Origin of the sequence: Kitasatospora sp. Root107 (assembly GCF_001424875.1) — a bacterium.
Classification (GTDB): domain Bacteria; phylum Actinomycetota; class Actinomycetes; order Streptomycetales; family Streptomycetaceae; genus Kitasatospora.
Window position 1 is genome coordinate 50,404 of the sequence record NZ_LMCT01000024.1, and the last position, 18,027, is coordinate 68,430.

The following is an 18,027-nucleotide window of genomic DNA, read 5'->3' on the forward strand; positions in this document are numbered from 1 at the left end:
CGCTGTGCCGGTGGACGGGTCAGTACGACTGCTCGGCCTGCTCCGCCAGGATGGCCCGGAGCCGGGTGGTGCGCGGCTGTGCGGTGCGCTCGGCGACCGCCTGCGGCAGGGCCTGGCCCGCCGCGTGCACCACGGACAGGTGGCGCTCCGCCCGGCCGAAGGCCGTGTACACCCACTGCCTGGTCAGCCCGGCCGCCGCGTCCTCCGGCAGCACGACGACCACGCCGGGCCAGCGCCGGCCGACCGCCTGATGGCCGRTCAGCGCCCAGCCRTGCCGCAGCCCGGCGGCCTGGGCGGGCGAGAGGGTGAGCCGGGAGCCGTCGGTCAGCTCCAGGTGCAGCCCGGCGGCGTCGCCGTCCAGCACCCGGCCGAGCCGGACCACGCCGAGGGCGGGCGAGTGCACCACCCGGTCGCCCGGGTCGAAGCCGCCGAACCGGCCGGGGCCGGGGTTGAGCCGGGCTTTGGCCGCCGCGTTCAGCGCCCTGGTGCCCGCGCTGCCGCCGTGGCCCGGCGTCAGCAGCACCACCTGCTCGGCGGGGATGCCGAGGGCGCGCGGGATGGAGTCGGTGAGCAGCTGCACCGCGCGGTGCACCGCCTCGGCGCCGTCCTTGGCGGTGAGGATCACCACCTCCTTGTCCGGCGCCTCGACCGGCTGCAGCTCGCCGACCCCGATGCCGGAGACCAGCTCGCCGATCGGGCCGAAGTCGGGCGTCCGGGAGGCCACGGCCGGGCAGACCTTGGCGGCCAGCAGATCGGCGAAGAACCGTCCTGCCCCGGCGGACCAGAGCTGGCCCGGGTCGCCGCTGAGCACCAGCCGGGTGCCGTCGGCGAGGGCCTCCAGCAGGGTGGCGGCGAGCTCGACGTCGAGCAGCGGGGCGTCCAGCACGATCAGCAGGTCGAGCGCGAGCGAGCCGTCGGGGGCCCGGCCGGGGCCCACCGTACCGGCGGCACCGGCTGCAGGGGCTGTACCGGTCAACAGGTCGGCCAGGACGGCTACTTCGGACGCGTCGGTGGCGGCCCGGAGGCTGTCCCGGCCCTCGGCCGTCCAGGTCGCGGCCCAGGCGCGCAGCCCGAGGCCCCGGGCGGCGGTGAGCAGCGCGGCGGGCTCCGCACGGGCGGCCTCGCCGCCGGTGTGCAGCACCACGGCGCTCTCGGCCACCGCCCGGACCAGCGCGGTGGCGGAGGAGGACGGCGCGGCGACGGCGGCCGCCTCCCAGGCGGTCGGGCCGGGCTGGGCGGGCGGGGTGTCACCGTCCGCAGTGTCCTCGGCGGATTCTGCGGCTTCGGCGGGCTCGGCGGCTTCGGCGTCATCGTCCGTACCCGGGACGAAGGTGGACATCACCCGGACGAGACCGTCGGCGAGGCTCTCCTCCGCCAGCGCCAGCCGTTCGAGGGCGAGCAACGTCCGCATCGGGGGCTCGTCCTCCTCGTCGTCCGAGGGGCGGTGGCCGGGGAGCTCCTCCTGAAAGGCCATCACCCGGCCGTCCACCACGACCTCCTGGAGCGCGGCGGCGGCGTCCGGCAGCCCGAGCTTCTCCAGCCCCGCCGCCACCTCGCCGATCTCCATCGCGGAGTGCCCGCGCAGCGCGGCCTGCTCCAGCACCCACGGCACCAGCGCCTGCGCCCGCCTCGGGTCGCCGGGACCGGCCTCGGCGCCGAGCAGCCCCCGGGCGAAGCCGTCCGCCTGGTCGGGCCGGACGCCGGGCAGGGCGAGCACGGCCCACGGGTCCTCGCGGAGCGCGGCTGCCGCACCGTCACCGAGCAGGGCCACCGCGGCGGTGGCGAACTCGGCCGGCGCACCACCGGCGGCGAGCACCTCGGCGGTGTCGCGCAGCGCCTGCTCGCGCTGCCCGTCCACGGCAGGGGCGGCTGCCCCTGCGGTACGGATCGCCTCCGCCAACGCGGCCACCGCGTCCGGCTGCTGAGCCGCGGTCACGGCCTGCCCGGAAACGTCCTGAGCCGCAGTCACGACCTCCGGAGCGCCCTCGGCCACGTTCTGTACTTCCTCCACGTCGCCCATCACTTCGCTCCTACAGCTCCGTCCAGCCTTGGTCCGGGTAGCGGTGCACCGGGGCCGAAACGTCGTCCAGCGCACCGCGGATCTCATCCGGAAGCGTAAGCGCCTCCACCGACAGCGCAGACCGCAGCTGACCGGCCGTCCGGGCCCCGATCAGCGCGCTCGCTACGCCCGGCCGGTCGCGGACCCAGGACAGTGCGACCGCGAGCGGGCTGCTGGCCAGTCCGTCGGCGGCGGTGGCGAGGGCGTCCACGATCCGCCGGAACCGGTCGCCGAGGTAGGGCTGCACGAAGCCGGAGAGGTACGGCGAGGCGCCGCGCGACTCGGGCGGTACGGCGTGCCGGTACTTGCCGGTGAGCACGCCCCGGCCGAGCGGCGAGGAGGCGATCAGGCCGACGCCCGCGTCGAGTGCGGCGGGCACCACCTCGCGTTCGATGCCGCGCTGGAGCAGCGAGTACTCCATCTGCGTCCCGGCCAGCGGCACCCGCCCGGGGTGCGCGCGCTGCCAGGCGGCGGCCTTGGCGAGCTGCCAGCCCGAGTAGTTGGAGACGCCGACGTACCGGGCCCGGCCGCTGGCCACCGCCAGGTCGAGCGCGTACAGGGTCTCCTCGTCGGGGGTGGCCGGGTCGAAGGCGTGCACCTGCCAGAGGTCCACATAGTCGGTGCCGAGCCGGCGCAGCGAGCCGTCCAGGGCGGAGAGCAGGCTGCCGCGCGAGGTGTCGAAGCGGCGGTCGGAGTCCGGGACGCTGCCCGCCTTGGTGGCGATGACCAGTTCGGAGCGGGGGATCAGACTGTCCGTCAGGCGGGAGATCAGGTACTCCGCGCCGCCGTCGGCGTAGACGTCGGCGGTGTCCAGCAGGGTGCCGCCCGCGTCGACGAAGGTCTTGAGCTGCTCGGCGGCGTCGTGCTCGTCGGTGTCCCGTCCCCAGGTCATGGTGCCGAGGCCGAGTCTGGAGACCCGCAGCCCGGTCCGTCCCAGGTGACGCTTCTCCATCGGGCAGAACCTCCGTCGGCCGGCAGACACGCAGGTGGGGGAGGTGCCTCCCCCTGTCGGCAGAGCGTAGCGGCCCGGGCGCGGCGCGCCACGCCGACCCGCAGGACGGTCGGTCCGGCTGCGCCCGTAGTGTGACGCGGCACACATCTACTGGCCGGTAGCATGGCCGCCCGGCCACCGATACGCTCCCGAACGAGCGGTGACCACGCGTGCGACGACCTCCGTGGGGGGATCACCCCCACGGTGACCACGACCCGGAAGGCTTCCACATGCGACTCGGCATCAACCTCGGCTACTGGGGACTCGGCATGGACGCCGACAACGTCGCCGTCGCGCAGGAGGCCGACCGGCTCGGCTACTCGGTCTGCTGGGCCGCCGAGGCGTACGGGTCCGACGCCGCCACCGTGCTCGCGTACGTCGCGGCGAAGACCGAGCGGATCGACGTCGGTTCGGCCATCTTCCAGATCCCGGCCCGCACCCCGGCGATGACCGCGATGACCGCCGCCACCCTGGACACCCTCTCCGGCGGCCGGTTCCGGCTCGGCCTGGGCGTCTCGGGGCCGCAGGTCTCCGAGGGCTGGTACGGCGTCAAGTTCGACAAGCCGCTGGCCCGCACCCGCGAGTACGTGGAGATCATCCGCAAGGCGATGTCCCGCGAGCGGCTTGTGCACGAGGGCGCGAACTGGACGCTGCCGCTGCCGGGCGGCCCGGGCAAGCCGATCAAGCTGACGGTGCATCCGGTCCGCGAGCACATCCCGCTCTACATCGCCGCGATCGGCCCGAAGAACCTGGAGCAGACCGGCGAGATCGCCGACGGCTGGCTCGGCATCTTCTTCGCGCCCGAGCACGCCGCGCTCTCCATCGACCCGCTCCGGGCCGGCCGGGCCAAGGCCGGGCAGACCCTGGACGGCTTCGACCTCTGCCCGACCGTCACCATCTCGGTCGGCGAGGACGTCAAGGCCGCCGCCGACGTCCAGCGGCCGTACGCCGCGCTGTACATCGGCGGGATGGGCAGCAAGGACAAGAACTTCTACAACCAGCTCACCCGCCGGATGGGCTACGAGCAGGCCGCCGACGAGATCCAGGAGAAGTACCTCGCCAAGGACTACGCGGGTGCCGCCGCCGCCGTCCCGCACGACCTGATCGACTCCACCGCGCTGCTCGGCACCACCGAGCGGATCGCCGACCGGATGCAGGCGTACGCCGACGCGGGCGTCACCACGCTGACGCTGGCGCCGGCCGGCTTCACCCTGGAGGAGCGGATCACCGCGCTGCGCACCGGCGTCGAGGCGCTGGAGCGCGCGGGGCTGGCCTAGGTTCTCCGGGCGCAGCGGTCGGCTTGTCGGCCTTTTGGTCAGAGCCAGCCGCTGCGCTTGAAGACCCGGTGCAGGATCAGACAGAGCGTCACCATCACGGCGACCGCCGCCGGGTAGCCCCAGGGCTGGCGCAGCTCCCACATGTGCTCGAAGTTCATCCCGTACACGCCCGCGATCATCGTCGGCACCGCGGCCAGGGCCGCCCAGGCCGAGATCTTCCGCATGTCGTTGTTCTGCTGCACGCTCACCTGGGCCAGGTTGGCGTTCAGGATGTCCGAGAGCAGCCGGTCCAGTGCCTCGACCTGCTCGTTGACCCGGGCCAGGTGGTCGGCCACGTCCCGGAGGTAGGGGCGGAGCTTCTCCGGCACGGCCTGGAGGGAGCCGTCGGCCAGCCGGAACAGCGGCTCCTGGAGCGGCCCTGTGCACTTGCGGACCGCCGTCACCTGACGTTTGAAGGCGTAGATCCGCTCGGCCAGCCCGCGGGCCGGGCGCCCGGGCGCGAACACCTCCGCCTCCAGGTCGTCCAGGTCGGTCTGGAGTGCGGCCGCGACCTCCAGGTACTGGTCCACCACCAGGTCGGCGACCGCGTAGAGCACGGCGGCCGGGCCCTGGAGGAGCAGCTCCGGCTGCTCCTCCATGGCGGCCCGCAGCCCGGCCAGCGGACTGTCGGTGCCGTGCCGGACCGTCATCGCGTAGCTGTCGCCGAGGAAGAGCATCAGCTCGCCGGTGCTGACCGCATGTCCCTCGGACTGGTAGCCGAGGGTCTTGAGCACCACGAAAAGCGAGTCGGGATACCGCTCCACCTTGGGCCGCTGGTGCGCCGACACCGCGTCCTCGACGGCCAGCGGGTGCAGCCCGAACTCCTCGCTGACCAGGTCGAGTTCCTCGCCGGTCGGCTCGACCACGCCGAGCCAGACGAAGGCATCGCCCTCCTGCCGGGCGACGGCCAGGGCGTCCGAGTAGTCCTCGGGGCCCTCGCTGCGATGGCCGCCACGGTATATGGCGCTGTCGACGATCATGCGACCTATCAGACCTTCTCGAAGGGACGACCGACGTCATCCAGTGGGAGGAGTTTCCTCTTCGGACTGTAGGCGCGGAACCCCGGGGTCTGTCGGGTTGTCAGTGACGCTCGGTAGAGTCGTGCGCGTTTCCGGGAGGGGGCGTATCGGCCATGCGCAGAGCGTACAAGTTCCTGCTCAGACCCACGGAGTGTCAGACGCGCGTCCTCACCGAGATGCTGGCTGATCACTGTTCCCTCTACAACGGGGCGTTGCAGGAACGCCGGGACGCCTACCGGCATCCGTCGAAGACCAGCGTCAAATATGGGACGCAGTCGGCGCAGCTCAAGGAGATCCGGGCCTTCGACCCGGAACGTCAGGGCCGCTGGTCGTTCTCGTCCCAGCAGGCGACGCTACGCCGTCTGGACAAGGCATTCGCCGCATTCTTCCGCCGGGTCAGGTCCGGGGAGACGCCGGGGTATCCGCGTTTTCGCGGGACGTCCTGGTTCGACACCGTGGAGTTCCCGAAGGACGGGGACGGCTGCCGGTGGGACTCCACCCCGCAGGACCCGGTGACCCGCGTCCGCCTCCAGGGAGTCGGGCATGTCCGGGTACATCAGCACCGGCCGGTCAAGGGTCGGGTGAAGACGGTCAGCGTCAAGCGCGAGGGACGACGGTGGTACGTCATCCTCTCCTGTGACGACGTACCAGCCGAACCACTCCTCGCGACCGGGGCCACGTGCGGCATTGACATGGGCGTGGTCCACTTCCTCACCACCTCCGAGGGTGAGCACGTCCCGAACCCGCGGCACGGCAAGCGCAGTGCCGACGCCCTCGCCCGCGCGCAGCGCGCCCTGAAGTCGTTCCCGAAAGTCCGGCGGGACAAGCGATCCGCAAGGCACCGCCGGGCGGTGGAGAAGGTTGCCGTGCTGCATCGCAGGGTGCGGCGTCAGCGGGTCGATCATGCACACAAGACCGCGAACACGATGCTCGCCTCATACGATGTGATCGCCCATGAGCGCCTGAGCATCGCGAACATGGTTCGAGCATCCAAGCCCAAACCCGACCCAGAGCGTTACAGCGGCTTCTTGTCGAACGGTTCCACCGCCAAGGCAGGGCTGAACAAGAGCGTTCTCGACGCGGGTTGGGGGGTGTTTCTGGGCATCCTCGCGTACAAGGCTGAAAGCGCCGGTCGCGGGCTGATCCCGGTAGACCCTCGCAACAGCTCCCGCACGTGCCCCCGCCGACATTGCGGGCACGTGAGCGCGGAGAACCGCCCCACACAACAGAAGTTCCAGTGCGTCAGCTGCGGATACACGGCCAACGCCGACCGTGTGGGCGCACTGAACGTCGCCATCAGGGCCGGGCTGGTCCTTCCCCACGTGGCATAGCCACCGACGGGAGAAGTCCTCGGATCCATCCGAGGGAGGAGTCACTCTGCTGGTCGGCGGCCTGAAAGGGCACCATACCCACCGGCCGGATCGAGTGAAGGTCGTACGCTGGCTCCATGCCGACCCTGCTGCTCGTCCGCCACGGCCGCTCCACCGCCAACACGGCCGGGGTGCTCGCCGGTTGGACACCGGACATTCACCTCGACGACACCGGCCGGGCCCAGGCGGCCGGTCTGGCCGAACGGCTGGCGGGCATCCCGCTGGTACAGGCGGTGAGCAGCCCGCTGGAGCGCTGCGCCGAGACGCTGGCGCCGCTGCTGGCGGCCCGGCCGGAGCTCGGCCCGGCGGCGAGCGACGAGCGGCTCGGGGAGTGCCACTACGGGGAGTGGACCGGCCGGCCGCTGGCCGAGCTGGCCAAGGAGCCGCTCTGGCGGACCGTGCAGGACCACGCTGCGGCCGCCGCCTTCCCGGGCGGCGAGTCGCTGCGCGAACTGAGCCACCGTACGGTCACCGCCGTCCGGGAGTGGAACGAGAAGATCGCCGTCGAGCACGGTCCCGACGCGGTCTGGGTGGCGTGCTCGCACGGTGACGTGATCAAGGCGGTGGTGGCCGACGCGCTCGGTTTGCACCTGGACCACTTCCAGCGGATCTCGGTCGAGCCGTGCTCGGTCACCGCGATCCGCTACACCCCGCACCGGCCGTTCGTGCTGCGGGTCGGCGACACCGGCAGTCTGGCCTCGCTGGCGCCCCGGCCGTCCCCGGCGGCGGCTGAGGGCGACGCGGTGATCGGCGGCGACACCGGCACCCGCTGAGTCAGGACGGCTGATCCCGGGTGGCTGCTTCCAGAGCTCTGCCCGCCAGACCGACGCCCCAACTGGGCCGCGCAGGCCGTAGGGTGGCCGGTGAGACCACGATCGATCAGAACCCGGAGCGAGAGCGTGCCCCGTCAGGTCCACTTCTACGACCAGCCCGAGCGGTTCGTCGTCGGCACCGTCGGCCAGCCCGGCGCCCGGGCGTTCTTCCTGCAGGCCAGCGCGCGTGGCCGGATCACTTCGGTGCTGCTGGAGAAGGCCCAGGTGGCAGCGCTCGCCGAGCGGGTCGACCAGGTGCTGGACGAGGCGCTGCGGCGCAGCGACGGCGAGGCGGACATCCCGGCCGTGGCCCCGGCCGAGCTGATCGACTCCGCTCCGCTGGACCTGCCGCTGGAGGAGGAGTTCCGAGTCGGCACGATGGCCCTGGCCTGGGACGGCACCGACGAGCGCCTGGTGGTCGAGGCGCAGGCGGTGACCGAGGCCGAGGAGCAGGGCGAGGAGGACACCGCCGCCTTCGAGGACGAGGAGAACGGGCCCGACCTGCTCCGGGTGCGGCTGAGCGGCGCGATGGCCCGGGTGTTCGCCAAGCGGGCCCTCGACCTGGTCGCGGCCGGCCGGAAGCCCTGCCCGTTCTGCAACCTGCCGCTCGACCCGGAGGGCCACCTCTGCCCCCGCGCGAACGGGTACCGGCGCTGAACGCGGAGACCGTACCGGTCGCGGACCCGGCGGCGAGCGCGGAGCTGGCCGCCGATCCGACCACCGCGCTGGCCTTGCTGCGCGGTGGCGAGCTGGCCGTGCACGGCCGGATCACCACCGCCTCCAACGGCGTCCTCTACTGCACCGTCACCCTGGACGGCCGGACTGCGCCGTGTGTCTACAAGCCGGTGGCCGGAGAGCGCCCGCTCTGGGACTACCCCGACGGCACGCTGGCCGGCCGCGAGGTCGCCGCGTACCTGGTGTCGGCCGCCACCGGTTGGGCGCTGATCCCGCCCACCGTGCTGAGGGACGGCCCGAACGGCCCCGGCATGGTGCAGCTCTGGGTGGAACCGGACGAGGGCGCCGAGGACCTGATCGACCTGCAGGACCCGGCCGGCCCCGAGCCGGGCTGGCTGCCGATCGTCCGGGCCGACGTCGGCGGTGGCCGCACCGCACTGCTGGTGCACCGGGACGACGAGCGGCTGCGCCGACTGGCGGTACTCGACGCGGTGCTCAACAACTCGGACCGCAAGGGCGGCCACTGGATCGCCGCCGCGGACGGTCGGCTCTACGGCATCGACCACGGCGTCACCTTCGCGGAACCCGCCAAACTCCGTACGCTGCTCTGGGGTTGGGCCGGTGAGCCACTGCCGGCCGAGGCGCTCGACGTGCTCGCCGCGCTGGCCGAGGACCTCGGGGGCGCCCTGGGGGAGAGCCTGCGCCCCCATCTCACCCCCGCCGAGCTGACCGCCGTCCGGGCCCGGGTCGACGGGCTCCGCCGGACCGGCAAGCACCCGTTGCCAGCTCCTGACTGGCCGTCGATTCCCTGGCCACCAGTCTGAGCACTGCCGCGCGGTCGATGTGATCAGGAGTGGTCGGAAACTCATTCCGGCCGATCTCGCCTACTGGTTAGCCTTTCAAATGATCGCAAGGTTAGAGTCGGTGCCATGCATTCCTGGCCCGCCTCCGAGGTACCCGCCCTGCCTGGTCAGGGGCTTCCCCTACGAATCCACGACACCGCCACGGGCAGCGTCCGGGAGGTCGTGCCGCAGGGCCCGACCGCCCGCCTGTACGTCTGCGGGATCACCCCCTACGACGCCACCCACCTGGGTCACGCCGCCACGTACAACGCCTTCGACCTGGTGCAGCGGGTCTGGAAGGACGCCGGTCACGACGTCCTGTACGTGCAGAACGTGACCGACGTGGACGACCCGCTGCTCGAGCGCGCGGTCGCCACCGGCCAGGACTGGACGGTGCTGGCCGAGCGCGAGACCGCGCTGTTCCGGGAGGACATGACCGCGCTGCGGATGCTGCCCCCGGCGCACTACATCGGCGCCGTCGAGTCGATCCCGTGGATCGTCCCGCTGGTCAAGAAGCTGCTGGCCAGTGGTGCCGCCTACGAGCTGGACGGCGACATCTACTTCTCGGTCGAGTCCGACCCGCACTTCGGCGAGGTTTCCGGGCTGACCCGGGAGGAGATGCTGCCGGTCTTCGGCGAGCGCGGCGGCGACCCGGACCGCCCGGGCAAGAAGCACCCGCTGGACGCTCTGCTCTGGCTCTCCGCCCGCCCGAACGAGCCCGCCTGGGACACCGAGCTCGGCCACGGCCGGCCCGGCTGGCACATCGAGTGCGTGGCGATCGCGCTGGAGTACCTGGGCATGGAGTTCGACATCCAGGGTGGCGGCAGCGACCTGTCCTTCCCGCACCACGAGATGGGCGCCTCGCACGCCCAGGTGGCCAGCGGCAGCCACCCGTACGCACGGGCCTACGTGCACGCCGGGATGGTCGCGCTGGACGGGCAGAAGATGTCCAAATCGCGCGGCAACCTGGTCTTCGTCTCGGCGCTGCGCCGGGACGGCGTGGACCCGGCCGCGATCCGGCTCGCCCTGCTCGGGCACCACTACCGCAGCGACTGGGAGTGGACCAAGGTCGACCTGGACCGCGCGCTGGAGCGGCTGGACCGCTGGCGCGCGGCCGTCTCCCGGCCTGACGGCCCGTCGGCGGACGCCGTGCTGACCGAGGTCAGGGCCGCGCTGGCGAACGACCTGGACGCCCCCGCCGCGCTGGCCGCGGTGGACCGCTGGGCCGAGCGGCAGGCCGCCGACGGCGGTACCGACATCGGTGCGCCCGGCCTGGTCTCGCGGACGGTCGACGCCCTGCTGGGTGTCGCGCTGTAGGTAGCTGGAACGAGTGAAGGGGCGTCAGCACGTGTGCTGACGCCCCTTCACCTTTCCGGGCTAGCTCTCGGGTTCGTCCGGCGGGTTGTCGGTGCGCGGCTCCGGATCGGTCGGCGGCCGCTCGGCGGTGGCGTGGCCGGAGACCGGCTTCTCGCCCGTCGGCCCCAGGTTGTCCCGGCGGCGCAGGTAGCGCTCGAACTCGCGGGCGATCGCATCGCCGGAGGCCTCCGGCAGCTCGGCGGTGTCCTGCGCCTCCTCCAGCTGCTGGACGTACTCGGCGACCTCGCTGTCCTCGGCGGCCAGCTGGTCGACCCCGAGCTGCCAGGCCCGGGCGTCCTCGGTCAGCTCGCCCGGCGGGATGCGCAGGTCGAGCAGGTCCTCCAGCTTGTTGATCAGCGCCAGCGAGGCCTTCGGGTTCGGCGGCTGGGCCACGTAGTGCGGCACGGCCGCCCAGAGCGTCACGGCCGGCACCCCGGCGTGCGCACACGCCTCCTGGAGCACCCCGACGATGCCGGTCGGGCCCTCGTACCGGCTCTCCTCCAGGTCGAGCGTCCTGGCCAGGTCGGCGTCCGAGGTGACCCCGCTGACCGGCACCGGCCTGCTGTGCGGGGCGTCGCCCAGCAGGGCGCCCAGGATGACCACCAGCTCGACGCCCAACTCATGGGCGAAACCGAGCAGTTCGTTGCAGTACGAGCGCCAGCGCATGCTCGGCTCGATGCCCCGGACCAGCACCAGGTCACGCGGCTTCGGTTCGGTCACCCGGACCACCGACAGCCGGGTGGTCGGCCAGGTGATCCGGCGTACCCCGCCGTCCAGCCAGACCGTGGGCCGGTTGACCTGGAAGTCGTAGTAGTCCTCGGCGTCGAGGGCGGCGAACACCTTGCCGCCCCAGGTCTCGTCCAGATGCCCCACAGCCGCCGAGGCGGCGTCTCCCGCGTCGTTCCAGCCCTCGAACGCGCAGACCATCACCGGGTCGATCAACTCGGGAACATCTTCCAGCTCGATCACCCAGCGTCTCCCTCCGGACCTGACTCCGCATGGAACGGTCCGTTCCATGGTCCCTACCTGCCCAGCCTACGAGCTTTGATGCGTCGGCCGGGAACCGTCGGGAAGCGCCGAGCCTATCCCGGCGCGGCGGCCGGGACACAGTCAGTTATCGGCACTACTGGACAGATGTCCATAAATGCTGGACAGTTGTCCAGGAAGCCCGCGAGAAGGATTGCGAAGGAGCAGACATGCAGATCACCGCGAACGTCCTGGTCGGCCTGGTGGCCGCGTTGCACGCCTGGATCCTGGTGCTGGAGATGTTCCTCTGGGAGCGCGCGCCGGGGCGCAAGCTCTCCGGATTCGACTCCGCGATGGCCAAGGCGACCGCGCCGCTGGCGGCCAACCAAGGCCTGTACAACGGCTTCCTGGCGGCCGGTCTGGTCTGGGGCCTGATCGCGGGCGACCCGACCGGGTACCGGGTCCAGGTGTTCTTCCTGAGCTGCGTGGTGGTCGCCGGGCTGTACGGGGCGGCCACCGCCAACCGGCGGATCCTGTTCGCCCAGGCGCTGCCCGGGGCGCTCGCGCTGGCCGCGGTGCTGGTGGCCGGGTGAGCGGCGGGGCGAGCGGGGGCGAGGGTGCCGTTGACCCCAGGGCCGAGCGCACCAGGGCGCGGCTGCGCGCCGCGCTGCTGGCCGAGTGCGCCGAACGGCCGCTGGCCGAGCTCGGGGTCGCGGCGCTGACCCGTCGGGCCGGGGTCGGCCGGGCCACCTTCTACGTGCACTACCCCGACCTGCAGGCGCTCGCGGTGGACGCCTGCGCCGAGGTGGTCCGGGACGGGGTGACGGCGCTGCACGCCTGGCGCGGGGTTCCCGACCCGGCCGCTCCACCGCCCGCGCTGGCCGAGTTCCTCACCGTGCTCGGCGGGCACGGGCCGCTCTACCGGGCGCTGCTCACCCCCGAAGGCGGCGGCCCGCTGGGCGAACTGATGCACCGTGAGCTGCGCGAGTACAGCCGGCGGGAGCGCGAGCTGGCCGGTGCACCGCACGCCGGGCTGGTGGCCACGGCAGTGGCCGCGACCTTCACCGGACTGCTCGCGGACTGGTTGCACGGCGGGATCGCCGGGACGCCCGAGGAGCTCGCCGCCCGGAGCTGGCGGCTGCTGATCGCCCTGCACCGCACGCCGCTTGACCTGGCCTGAGCAGTACGGGGGACCCTGACAGGTGTCAGGTACCGAGGGGTGCGGGCCGGTGGTTCGCTGGGTCTCGGCGCGGGAGAGTCCGCGCCGCGACCAGCAAGGAGAACCCTCATGTTCGGTGTGCGCAGGCTGGCCATGGCCGGTGCCGCGATCGCGCTCGGTGTCGCCTCCCTCGGGGCCACCGCCGTCAGTGCGGATGCGGCGAGCGGTTGCTACGGGATCGGCGGCGGCAGGTACAACTGCAATGTCTGGAAGACCGCCCCGACGTTCTGGGAGCACAACGTCCGGGCCGGCACGCTGAATGCCGGCACCAACTACTTCTACTGCCAGGCGGTCGGCAGCACGATGTCCGACGGTCCGTACTTCAACAAGTGGTACGCCAAGACCGACGACGACAGCGGCAACAAGGGCGTCTGGGTCAACGTCATCTACCTCTCCGGCGGCGGCAACGACCAGCCCGTGCCCGGCCTGCCCACCTGCTGACGCGTTGACCCTTCGTCAGCCGCCGTACTGCGCCAGGTAGCGCAGCACCAGGTCGACATGGGGGCGGACGCGCTCGGGGACGCCTCCGGCATCGGCCACCGTCTTGTCACTGGTGCGGTATCCGGCGGCGACCAGCTCACGCAGGTCGCCGCCGGTGCCCCGGCGCTTGAGCTGCTGGTCGAGCCAGCAGACGTAGTTGCCCATGGTGATGATGGCGTCCGGTGCCGACATGTAGTCCTTCCGGCCGTCACCGTCGCCGTCCTGCGCCCAGGCCTTGAAGACCGAGGGCGTCCACATCGCGATGCCGTACTCCTGGGTCGCGGGGCGGGTGGCGGCCGGGTCGAAGCCGCTCTCCGCCTTGAGCATGGCGGCGATCAGGGCCGGGCTGATCTCCGGTTCGGGGCAGGCTCGGGCGGCCCGCTCGATCGGCTCGCGCAGGGTGGCGGGCACATCGGCGTCCGGCGGCAGAGCGCCGACCGCCGGGGGAGGAGGCGGCAGCGGCGCCTGCCCCGGACCCGAGATCAGCCCGGCCCAGCCGGTCGCCGGGGCTGCGGCCAGCAGCGCCAGCGCAGTCAGTCGGCCGATCCGGTTCCGTCGTCGAGGGGGTGGAGTGTGCAGAGCTCGCAGTCGGGCCGTCAGCCGGCCGGCATTCGGTCGTACCGCCTGGTCCACCGCCAGGCAGTCGGCGATCAGCGCCCGCCACCCGGCCGGCAGCCGGTCGTCCAGCCGCAGTGGTGTCACGCCCCGGGCGTACGCCTGCGCGGCCAGCCCACGGGCCCGTGCGGTCGCGCCGAGGAAGGGGTGCAGCCCACCGCTGAGCACCTGATGGGCCAGCACCCCGAAGGCCCAGACGTCGGCTCCGGGCCGAAGTTGGACACCTCGTGGCCCCGAGCGCTGCGACCACCACTCCGGTGGCACGTGGTCCAGCGAGCCCAGCGGCGGGATGTAGGCGTGGGTGCCCTCCAGTTCGGTGGTCAGCCCGAAGTCCGCCAGCCGGACACTGCCGTCGGCCATCAGCAGCACGTTGCCCGGCTTCAGGTCACCGTGCACCCAGCCCTTGCCGTGCATATGGGCCAGCCCGGTGCACAGTTCGGTCAGCAGCGGCCCGGCCCGGGGGAGCGGGCGGCCGGGCTCCGCGTCCTGGAGCAACTGCTGAAGGCTGCGCTCGGCCCGCTCCATCACCAGCGCGACGGCGCCGTCCAGGGCCTGCCGGTCCGGGTCCCGCACGGTGACCACCGCCAGGGTCCGGATCAGCTGCGGGTGGTCGGCCCGGCGGCTGAACCGGATCTCACGCCGGGTCAGCTCCGCCAAGGTCCGGCGCTGCCCGGGGGCGAGGCGCCCGGCCGGCAGGAACTTCACCGCCACCGGGCTCCCGTCGGCCTCGCTGCGTCCCGCGTACACCCGGCCCCAGGCGCCCGCCCCGATCAGGCCGGTGATCCGGTACCCCGCCACCAGGTAGCCGGTCGGGACGTCGGTCGGCTCCATCGGCACCGGGGCTCAGCAGCCGCGCCGGGCGGTGACGGGCGAGGATCTCGGCGCGGTGACGGGCGCAGTGTCGGGTGCGGTGTCGGGCACGGTGACGGGTACGGAGCCCGCTGCGGCAGCCCTCGGTGCGGTCAGCAGCGCGAGGTGTTCCTCGCGGACCAAGTCGAAGCGCAGGGCCAGCGAGACCAGCTCCTCCCGCTTACGGCCCGTCCGCCCGCCGTCCTCGCACTCCCGGAGCCGGAGCTTGGTGTCGGCCAGATAGTCGATGTGGTAGTTGACGGCGGATCGGGTCAGCAGCCGGCAGTCCGGGTGCTGTCGCAACCGCTCCAGCACGTCGTTCACCCCGGGGACCGCTGCCGCAGAGGGCTCGCGCAGCCGGGGTTCGCAGAGCGCCAGCAGGACCAGGAAGTACTTGGCCGTCGGGTCCAGGGCGAACGGGCTGACGGTGTGGTCGCCGCCCTTGTGGTCCGGCGGCCCGTCCAGATAGGCATGCTGCGGAGCGAAGACCTTGAAGTCGCTCGGCCCGTCGACCGACGGCAGCACGACCCGGGCGAACTCGAACGGCACAGGTGCGCCCAGCCGCCCGGGTGCCACCTTGAGGTGCTCGCCCGCACCCTCCAGGTTCTCCACCACGTACGTCGCGGTGGAGCTGAAGTTGGACAGTCGCCAGTAGTCCTCGGCCGCCGTCACCTCGCCCGCCCGGCGGGAGACACCCTGGTCGGCCAGCTCGATCGCGACCGGACAGTCCGGCGCGCCCCGGCCGAAGTCCGCCTGCTCGCCGGGCCCCATCCGCAGCAGCCGGGGCCGCTCCGACGGGGCCTCGTCCCGGCGCGGTGGCAGTTGGACGATGACCGTGTCCATCGGGGCTCCTCCTGCCGGCGGCGATCGTGCGCGAACCACGATAGACGCTCCGCTGTCGGGCAGTCACCATCCGTACGGGTGGCGGCCGTTCGGCCGATGGAGGGCGGGTTGCCACCGGCCGGGTCCGGTCGGCCGTCAGCTCCAACCAGCCCGGTACGCCGCCCAGTCCGCCGGGGTGGCGGTGAAGTCGACGTACAGCGCCAGGCCGAAGCCCTGCCGCCCCGGCGCCGACCGGTCGAGCGAGAGCCGGGCGCCCCGGACGGCAGCCGCCACCGTCTCCGCCGATCCCCGGTGGCCGAAGGTGTCGTCCTGATAGGCGGGCAGCCCCATCAGCAGGTCCACCTGAGGCGGCGTCACCTCAAGGGCCAGCGTGGTCTGCTGGGCCACGTACCCGCCGTACAGCGACGGCAGGGGCATCCCGGTGTCGTACGACATCACCGCCACCTGCTCGACCCGCCGGGCGACCTCGGCGAAGTACGCCTGCGACCACCACTTGCCGTGGTCGAAGACGGTGGCGGAGAGCCGGTGCAGGCCCGGCAACGGGTCGATCTGCGGGGTCGCCACCGAGAGCGGCACGCCCCGTGCGGCGGTCAGTGCGTGCGCCTGGTCGAGCAGCGCGAGGAAGCCGGCCGAGCCGGAGCGGATCGGCTCCAGGTCGTAGTGCACCCCGTCGAAGCCGAGGTCCAGCACCTGCCCGCTCGCGGCGGTGATCCGGCCGCGGACGGCGGGGTCGGCCAGCTCCAGGCCGTCCTTCTCCGGCCGCACCACATCGCCCAGCCAGGACTGCACCCGCACCCGGGGCAGTTCCCGGTGCACCTCGGCGAGGAACTGACGGGCCCTCGGGTAGCGGTCCGCGGGCAGCGAGCCGTCGTGCTCGAGCGGCCCGGTGTGCACGTACAGGTCCCGTACACCTGTCCCGGCCAGTAGCCGCGTCAATGCGGCGACGTCCGCTTCCCCCTTCCGTCCGTCCACCCAGGCGTGGCCGAGCCAGAGCGCGTCCCGGCCCCTGGTCCTGGCCTGGTCGGAGGGGTCGCCGGAGTACTGCCAGCGCAGTGCGGCAGCCGCCGCGAGGGCGGGGAGAAGCACCAGCGCCAGGGCCAGCAGGCCGCTCACCCCGGCCCGCCGCCACCGCGACCAGCCCCGCCAACTTCGCCCGATCTTCTTGATCATCTGTCCTCCTTGTGGGAGGAAGACGCTCAGGATGCGAAACGGGTTCTCGGCCTGGGCGTGCAGCCGGATACCCTGACCGCGTGCGGCCCGTACACGGACGGGCTGCATAGCCGACAGCCGTCGCACCCAGGGAGTAGCCACATGGCCACCGCCGCCGTCCCCTCGTCCGCACCCACCACCTCCGCTGCGCAGGCTCGTGCGGATGCGTTGCGTGAAGCTCTCGCAAGCCGCGTCGTGGTGGCTGATGGTGCGATGGGCACCATGTTGCAGGCGCAGGATCCTTCGATGGAGGACTTCGAGCAGCTCGAGGGCTGCAACGAGGTGCTGAATCTGACCCGCCCGGACATCGTGCGCGCGGTGCACGACGCGTATTTCGCGGTGGGTGTGGACTGTGTGGAGACGAACACCTTCGGTGCGAACCACGCGGCGCTGGCGGAGTACGACATCCCTGAGCGGGTGTTCGAGCTGTCGGAGGCGGGTGCGCGGGTCGCGCGTGAGGCCNAACACCTTCGGTGCGAACCACGCGGCGCTGGCGGAGTACGACATCCCTGAGCGGGTGTTCGAGCTGTCGGAGGCGGGTGCGCGGGTCGCGCGTGAGGCTGCCGATGCGTTCACCGCTGCCGACGGGCGTACGCGTTGGGTGCTGGGTTCGATCGGTCCGGGGACGAAGCTGCCGACGCTGGGGCATGCGCCGTACGAGTTGCTGCGGGACGGGTTCCAGAAGAACGCCGCCGGTCTGATTGCGGGTGGTGCGGATGCGCTGCTGGTGGAGACGAGCCAGGATCTGCTGCAGACGAAGGCCGCCATTTTGGGTTCGAAGCGGGCGTTGGCGGCGGCGGGGCTGGATCTGCCGGTGCTGGTGCAGGTGACGGTGGAGACCACCGGCACGATGCTGNTCCTGGGTTCGAAGCGGGCGTTGGCGGCGGCGGGGCTGGATCTGCCGGTGCTGGTGCAGGTGACGGTGGAGACCACCGGCACGATGCTGCTGGGTTCGGAGATCGGTGCGGCGCTCACCGCCCTGGAGCCGCTGGGTGTGGACTACATCGGGCTGAACTGCGCCACCGGCCCAGCCGAGATGAGCGAGCACCTGCGCTACCTGGCGAAGAACGCGAAGATCGGCCTGTCGTGCATGCCGAACGCGGGTCTGCCGGTGCTGGGCAAGGACGGTGCGCACTACCCGCTCAGCCCGGCCGAGCTGGCGGAGGCGCATGACACGTTCACCCGCGAGTACGGCCTGTCCCTGGTGGGCGGGTGCTGCGGGACGACGCCGGAGCATCTGCGGGCGGTGGTGGAGCGGGTGCAGGGCCGCCCGGTGACGGCGCGTGATCCGCGGCCTGAGCCGTCGGCGGCGTCGCTGTACCAGCCGGTGGCGTTCCGTCAGGACACCTCCTACCTGGCGATCGGCGAGCGGACCAACGCCAACGGGTCGAAGAAGTTCCGCGACT

The 18,027-nt window shown here is 72.4% G+C and carries 17 protein-coding genes and 2 pseudogenes; 12 read left to right on the top strand and 7 right to left on the bottom strand.

Annotated elements, in window-relative coordinates; genetic code table 11:
* Window positions 1–19 precede the first annotated feature (19 nt).
* Together ASC99_RS21580 and ASC99_RS21585 are read right to left on the bottom strand one after the other, a co-directional pair.
* Entirely contained in the window at window positions 20–2,020 is a 2,001-nt protein-coding gene (locus ASC99_RS21580; protein ID WP_057234566.1) for a helix-hairpin-helix domain-containing protein, read from the bottom strand.
* Between the two features lie 10 nt (window positions 2,021–2,030).
* Window positions 2,031–3,011: an aldo/keto reductase gene (locus ASC99_RS21585; protein WP_057234568.1), complete on the bottom strand. Its 981-nt coding sequence runs from the start codon at window positions 3,009–3,011 to the stop codon at window positions 2,031–2,033.
* A 269-nt stretch (window positions 3,012–3,280) separates the two neighbouring features.
* Between ASC99_RS21585 and ASC99_RS21590 the strand changes: the two genes are divergently transcribed.
* The gene (locus ASC99_RS21590; RefSeq protein ID WP_057234570.1) at window positions 3,281–4,327 is read left to right on the top strand and encodes an LLM class F420-dependent oxidoreductase; all 1,047 of its coding nucleotides are present in this window, start codon (window positions 3,281–3,283) and stop codon (window positions 4,325–4,327) included.
* 38 nt (window positions 4,328–4,365) lie between these two features.
* On the opposite strand, the gene ASC99_RS21595 is transcribed toward ASC99_RS21590, so the two are convergent.
* Window positions 4,366–5,346 carry a magnesium and cobalt transport protein CorA gene (locus ASC99_RS21595; RefSeq protein WP_057234572.1) on the bottom strand — a complete coding sequence of 327 codons (981 nt, stop codon included), beginning with the start codon at window positions 5,344–5,346 and terminating at the stop codon, window positions 4,366–4,368.
* 152 nt (window positions 5,347–5,498) lie between these two features.
* On the opposite strand from ASC99_RS21595, the gene ASC99_RS21600 reads away from it, so the two are divergent.
* The 5 genes from ASC99_RS21600 to mshC all read left to right on the top strand — a co-directional run bounded on the left by ASC99_RS21600 (window position 5,499) and on the right by mshC (window position 10,401).
* Window positions 5,499–6,716, top strand: coding sequence for an RNA-guided endonuclease TnpB family protein (locus tag ASC99_RS21600; RefSeq protein ID WP_057234574.1), 1,218 nt, complete (start codon window positions 5,499–5,501; stop codon window positions 6,714–6,716).
* Window positions 6,717–6,832: 116 nt separating this feature from the next.
* Complete coding sequence (locus ASC99_RS21605) at window positions 6,833–7,528, top strand: histidine phosphatase family protein (protein WP_057234576.1); 696 nt, start codon at window positions 6,833–6,835, stop codon at window positions 7,526–7,528.
* Between the two features lie 126 nt (window positions 7,529–7,654).
* Window positions 7,655–8,224 (top strand): DUF3090 domain-containing protein, encoded by a 570-nt coding sequence (locus tag ASC99_RS21610; protein WP_057234578.1) that lies wholly within the window; start codon window positions 7,655–7,657, stop codon window positions 8,222–8,224.
* Window positions 8,221–9,066 (top strand): SCO1664 family protein, encoded by an 846-nt coding sequence (locus ASC99_RS21615; RefSeq protein WP_369824409.1) that lies wholly within the window; start codon window positions 8,221–8,223, stop codon window positions 9,064–9,066. Before ASC99_RS21610 ends, ASC99_RS21615 begins: the two co-directional genes overlap by 4 nt.
* Before the next feature lie 105 nt (window positions 9,067–9,171).
* The gene (gene mshC, locus ASC99_RS21620) at window positions 9,172–10,401 is read left to right on the top strand and encodes a cysteine--1-D-myo-inosityl 2-amino-2-deoxy-alpha-D-glucopyranoside ligase (RefSeq protein ID WP_057234580.1); all 1,230 of its coding nucleotides are present in this window, start codon (window positions 9,172–9,174) and stop codon (window positions 10,399–10,401) included.
* A 60-nt stretch (window positions 10,402–10,461) separates the two neighbouring features.
* Here the strand turns inward: mshC and ASC99_RS21625 are convergent, their stop codons facing one another.
* The gene (locus tag ASC99_RS21625; RefSeq protein WP_057234581.1) at window positions 10,462–11,409 is read right to left on the bottom strand and encodes a PAC2 family protein; all 948 of its coding nucleotides are present in this window, start codon (window positions 11,407–11,409) and stop codon (window positions 10,462–10,464) included.
* Window positions 11,410–11,636: 227 nt separating this feature from the next.
* On the opposite strand from ASC99_RS21625, the gene ASC99_RS21630 reads away from it, so the two are divergent.
* The 3 genes from ASC99_RS21630 (at window position 11,637) to ASC99_RS21640 (ending at window position 13,066) form a co-directional block, all read left to right on the top strand.
* Window positions 11,637–11,999, top strand: a complete 363-nt coding sequence (locus ASC99_RS21630; RefSeq protein WP_057234584.1) for a DUF1304 domain-containing protein — start codon at window positions 11,637–11,639, stop codon at window positions 11,997–11,999.
* On the top strand, window positions 11,996–12,586 hold the full coding sequence (locus tag ASC99_RS21635) for a TetR/AcrR family transcriptional regulator (RefSeq protein WP_057234586.1): 591 nt from the start codon (window positions 11,996–11,998) through the stop codon (window positions 12,584–12,586). Before ASC99_RS21630 ends, ASC99_RS21635 begins: the two co-directional genes overlap by 4 nt.
* 108 nt (window positions 12,587–12,694) lie before the next feature.
* Window positions 12,695–13,066: a hypothetical protein gene (locus tag ASC99_RS21640; protein WP_057234587.1), complete on the top strand. Its 372-nt coding sequence runs from the start codon at window positions 12,695–12,697 to the stop codon at window positions 13,064–13,066.
* A 15-nt stretch (window positions 13,067–13,081) separates the two neighbouring features.
* Here the strand turns inward: ASC99_RS21640 and ASC99_RS21645 are convergent, their stop codons facing one another.
* The 3 genes from ASC99_RS21645 to ASC99_RS21655 form a co-directional block, all read right to left on the bottom strand.
* Window positions 13,082–14,551 (bottom strand): serine/threonine-protein kinase, encoded by a 1,470-nt coding sequence (locus tag ASC99_RS21645; RefSeq protein ID WP_057234589.1) that lies wholly within the window; start codon window positions 14,549–14,551, stop codon window positions 13,082–13,084.
* A gap of 12 nt (window positions 14,552–14,563) precedes the next feature.
* Window positions 14,564–15,412, bottom strand: a complete 849-nt coding sequence (locus ASC99_RS21650) for a serine/threonine protein kinase (protein WP_082598517.1) — start codon at window positions 15,410–15,412, stop codon at window positions 14,564–14,566.
* Between the two features lie 135 nt (window positions 15,413–15,547).
* Window positions 15,548–16,582 carry a hypothetical protein gene (locus ASC99_RS21655; protein WP_057234591.1) on the bottom strand — a complete coding sequence of 345 codons (1,035 nt, stop codon included), beginning with the start codon at window positions 16,580–16,582 and terminating at the stop codon, window positions 15,548–15,550.
* Between the two features lie 141 nt (window positions 16,583–16,723).
* Between ASC99_RS21655 and ASC99_RS40830 the strand changes: the two genes are divergently transcribed.
* The 3 genes and pseudogenes from ASC99_RS40830 to ASC99_RS40840 all read left to right on the top strand — a co-directional run.
* Window positions 16,724–17,083 (top strand): homocysteine S-methyltransferase family protein (locus ASC99_RS40830; protein ID WP_235583090.1); only part of this gene is annotated, 360 nt, incomplete at its 3' end.
* A 1-nt stretch (window position 17,084) separates the two neighbouring features.
* Window positions 17,085–17,477 (top strand): annotated as a pseudogene (locus ASC99_RS40835) (homocysteine S-methyltransferase family protein); the annotation flags it as partial.
* A gap of 1 nt (window position 17,478) precedes the next feature.
* Window positions 17,479–18,027 (top strand): annotated as a pseudogene (locus tag ASC99_RS40840) (homocysteine S-methyltransferase family protein); the annotation flags it as partial.

Bases quoted from the DNA above. Each gene is read 5' to 3' on its own strand.
- ASC99_RS21605 (WP_057234576.1), top strand. From the start codon at position 6,833: ATGCCGACCCTGCTGCTCGTCCGCCACGGCCGCTCCACCGCCAACACG.
- ASC99_RS21600 (WP_057234574.1), top strand. From the start codon at position 5,499: ATGCGCAGAGCGTACAAGTTCCTGCTCAGACCCACGGAGTGTCAGACG.
- ASC99_RS21640 (WP_057234587.1), top strand. From the start codon at position 12,695: ATGTTCGGTGTGCGCAGGCTGGCCATGGCCGGTGCCGCGATCGCGCTC.
- mshC (WP_057234580.1), top strand. From the start codon at position 9,172: ATGCATTCCTGGCCCGCCTCCGAGGTACCCGCCCTGCCTGGTCAGGGG.
- ASC99_RS21645 (WP_057234589.1), bottom strand. From the start codon at position 14,551: ATGGAGCCGACCGACGTCCCGACCGGCTACCTGGTGGCGGGGTACCGG.
- ASC99_RS21655 (WP_057234591.1), bottom strand. From the start codon at position 16,582: ATGATCAAGAAGATCGGGCGAAGTTGGCGGGGCTGGTCGCGGTGGCGG.
- ASC99_RS21590 (WP_057234570.1), top strand. From the start codon at position 3,281: ATGCGACTCGGCATCAACCTCGGCTACTGGGGACTCGGCATGGACGCC.
- ASC99_RS21585 (WP_057234568.1), bottom strand. From the start codon at position 3,011: ATGGAGAAGCGTCACCTGGGACGGACCGGGCTGCGGGTCTCCAGACTC.
- ASC99_RS21595 (WP_057234572.1), bottom strand. From the start codon at position 5,346: ATGATCGTCGACAGCGCCATATACCGTGGCGGCCATCGCAGCGAGGGC.
- ASC99_RS21630 (WP_057234584.1), top strand. From the start codon at position 11,637: ATGCAGATCACCGCGAACGTCCTGGTCGGCCTGGTGGCCGCGTTGCAC.
- ASC99_RS21650 (WP_082598517.1), bottom strand. From the start codon at position 15,412: ATGGACACGGTCATCGTCCAACTGCCACCGCGCCGGGACGAGGCCCCG.